Source organism: Niveibacterium umoris (assembly GCF_014197015.1).
GTDB classification, from domain to species: Bacteria; Pseudomonadota; Gammaproteobacteria; order Burkholderiales; family Rhodocyclaceae; genus Niveibacterium; species Niveibacterium umoris.
This window is the reverse complement of record NZ_JACIET010000011.1, coordinates 1-3,254: the sequence shown is the minus strand read 5'-3', so window position 1 is coordinate 3,254 and position 3,254 is coordinate 1. Positions and strand designations below refer to the sequence as shown.

The window sequence follows — 3,254 nt, the reverse complement described above, 5'->3', positions numbered from 1 at the left end:
GCCAGCCTCACCTGGATGAGCGGCGAGAGCGCCAGTCTCACTGCCCACGGCGACAGCCACCTCGCCGCAGGCCATAGTGCAAGCCTCACCGCCGCACGCGAAGTCAGCCTCTTCACCGCCACAGAGGACCTGGCCGCCGTCGCCGCAGCCGGCCCTCTATCGCTGCGTGCCCACACCGACGCGCTGGAACTCGCCGCCGACAAATCCGTAAGCGTCACCAGCAGCGGCGAAGGTATCGACATCCTCGCCCAGCAGAAAATCGTGCTCAGCGCCGGCCAAAGCCAGATCGAACTCAACGGCGCCAACATCACCTTCAAATGCCCCGGCAAATTCGAGGTGAAGGGCGCGAGCCATGCGTTTGAGGGGGGCGGGAGTGCGGCGGCGAGTGCACCTGAGCTTCCATCAGGTCACGTGGCCCGTGTGCCAGATGCAGAAATCACGTTGCTGTCGACCGAGCCCGAGCAATACAGCGAGCGCCTCGCCGTGTTCAGCTCGGTTACGGGAGAGAGCGTCGCATTGCCCTATGTGCTGGTCTTGAACGGGGCCGTCGTCGAGAAGGGGCGCACCGGTGGTGATGGGTTGGCGCCGCGCCGGATCCGCAAAGAGGCTGAACAACTGCATGCACTGATCGGCCCGAAGGGCGACTGGGCGATTGAATACCACGACGATCTTCCAGCGCTCGCGCCTGCGCATGATGGGCTGAACGATTCGGAAGCCTCCGAATAAGGCGAGGAAGCATGAGATGAGTGAGATTGACGGAACTGCAGACTTCACCCGATTTGAACCGGCCGACGAATCCGCTTCGGAATCGGCAATGCTGGCGAACTCGATCAAGGTGAGTGAGCGCAAAGAAGACCCCGTTAAAGAGGGGGTGCCGATTGAAACGATTGAAAGCGGTGACGCAAAGCGTGCCGACGCCGACGCCGACGCCGACGCCGACGCCGACGCCGATGCCGCATCGGCGCACGACGCATCAAATGACGTTCACGACGTCGACGAAGAAGATCCCTCGCATGTTTCACTGCTATTCCGGGATGGGCTCGACGTACCGCTAGCGGGTCTCGAGTTCCTGGTCACGCTTCCTTCGGGCTTGGTTTGCACGGCCACCAGCACCGCTCAGGGGGCGATTACATTGCCAGTAGCGAACGACCGTTCAGGCGAGGCGCAGGTCGAGGTCAAGGATGAAACCGGGAAATCACAACAGGTTTGCACGATTGACTTGGCACGATGCAAGAACGCCGTGATCGTCAGAAGCCCTAAAGTTAAAGCGGCTGTGCCCTTGCGCCCGCACCAACAGACACCACCCCCACCGCCGAAAGAAGAAAAAGCTAATCAGGCCGTTTCGCAGAAAACAGGCAGTTCAAAAGCTGGGGGCGCCAAAGCCGAGTCGGACAAAGGGACGCCCGCGAAACCCGATACGTCCGCGCCTTGGTGGAGTGCAAACGGTTCGTTGGCGCAGGCGTGGCGACGGCTGACAGGCGCAAGCGCGGCGAGTGGCGACGCGCCTGCATCACCACCCAAGAAGCCCGAGGCGGGAAAGACGCTGAATTCTGCCGGGAATCCGGTAGCCGTCATTGCCGGCCCCGAGTGCCCCAATCCGCAGGGACTTCGCCTTGGCCGGAATAACGTTTTCCGGACGGCGATCCTTGATGCATCGAAACGACTGGGCCTGATCCCCCAAGCCCTTTGCGCACTGATGGATTGCGAGGCAGGCAAGGTTGCCGAGAAGATCCCGCAACTTGATGCGAAGGGCAATCCGATCAAAGACAAAAAGGGGGCGGTCGTGACAACCACCGTCCGTGAGCTATGGAATGCCAATGCAGGCAATCCACAAAGTGGGGCTGCCGGGTTGACGCAATTTCTGGCGAGCACGTGGCTCTGCCATGTCCTGTTGCCGGGCTACTATATTCACGATCAGAGCGTGACGAAAGGCTGGGTGCGACAGGAGTCCGACGCAAAAGGGAAAAAGTATTGGGCCTTTGTGCTTGCTGATGGAAAGGCAACCACCGCGCCCTATGGAAAGCGCAGTAGCGACGCAAATGTCAAAGCCTGCCTTGCGATGCGAATGGATCCAACGTGGTCCATCAACGCGGCCGCGGACTATGGCGCCGCCAACCTCAGAGTGCTGGAGAAGGCTGGATTCAAGCTCTCCGGTCTTTCGGATATGGACAAAGCCAAACTGATGTATCTGATGCATCATGAAGGAGAAGGAGCCGGGCCGGCTTTCATTCGCAACACGCTCGGGAAACTCAAGGGAGGGACGGATGGGTTGAAGAAGAAGTTTGCGACGCAGTTGGGGGGGGACGGCACAGAAAAGGCCAAGAAGCATATTCTCGCCGCCGATGATGATGTCGAAGTGGCATATCGATGGTGGCTGGCAAGGTTCATTGATGGGAACTTTTCACAAGCTGAGAAGTACTTTTGCTCGCAACCGGTCGTATGTTCAAAATTGACTAACCTGCTCGTTACGATAGGTGGATCTGCAATTGAAATCGTTGGTTAATTGGACGTTTGTGGTTATTTGCATGGCATATGCGGTCGGGGCGCTTTCGAAGGATAACGTGGAGGACTGCAATCGATCAAAAGTAAAGACATATCCATTTGGAGAGGTCTATCGAAGTCAGTGCGGAACTGCTAAGACGGGCTATCGCGACACCATCTACTTGAATGGATCCGCCGTGTTATCGGATTCTCAACTATTCGATGATGACAGCAATTCGGATCGCTCGATTCGAATTTACACAAGCGGGGAAAGCTCTCCACAATCAGGGTGTTCGCCACGCCTGTACCTCGTGGACTTCTCGAAAAAGCCAGCGAAAGTGATTGCCTTTGGTGTCAAAAAGGCCTGCAACGAATTCCATTGGGCATCGTGGGGCGAGAAACGAAGCGTGATTGCGTTGAAGAAGAACGTGAAGTTCGTTTACGAAGACGGCGTGATGACATTGCCGAAGGCTGGCAAGACGCTCTGGGATTCAATTGAACCACCTCATGCTGGGCCGGGCTTGAGCGAAGAGGATGCCGTCCCATTTGCTGAGGAAGTTCCACAGCCCAAGTAGATAGTGGCACTGCAGGTGGGACAGCTTCGCCGCGCTGCCCGCCGCCGTACCGATCGTGCCGGATATGCCCGCCCGGCCGCGCGCACCCGGCTGTCACAGCGCACGCGTCGTCGGTGTCGAGGGCGAAACCGTCAGCACCACGCGCGACCACCGCATCAAGATCCAGTTTCCGTGGCAGCGCGGTGCCGCGCCAACGCC

The 3,254-nt window shown here is 58.6% G+C and carries 3 protein-coding genes; all 3 read left to right on the top strand.

The window, feature by feature from the left end:
• Window positions 1-726, top strand: a 726-nt coding sequence (locus tag GGR36_RS21500; RefSeq protein ID WP_183638615.1) for a DUF2345 domain-containing protein, incomplete at its 5' end; no start/stop codon positions are given.
• Between the two features lie 16 nt (window positions 727-742).
• Window positions 743-2,503 (top strand): hypothetical protein, encoded by a 1,761-nt coding sequence (locus GGR36_RS21495; protein ID WP_183638612.1) that lies wholly within the window; start codon window positions 743-745, stop codon window positions 2,501-2,503.
• Window positions 2,475-3,056, top strand: coding sequence for a hypothetical protein (locus GGR36_RS21490; RefSeq protein WP_183638609.1), 582 nt, complete (start codon window positions 2,475-2,477; stop codon window positions 3,054-3,056). Before GGR36_RS21495 ends, GGR36_RS21490 begins: the two co-directional genes overlap by 29 nt.
• Window positions 3,057-3,254 lie beyond the last annotated feature (198 nt).

What these genes read in the sequence shown, in the direction of transcription:
- GGR36_RS21495 (WP_183638612.1), top strand. Translation starts at nt 743, where the DNA reads ATGAGTGAGATTGACGGAACTGCAGACTTCACCCGATTTGAACCGGCC.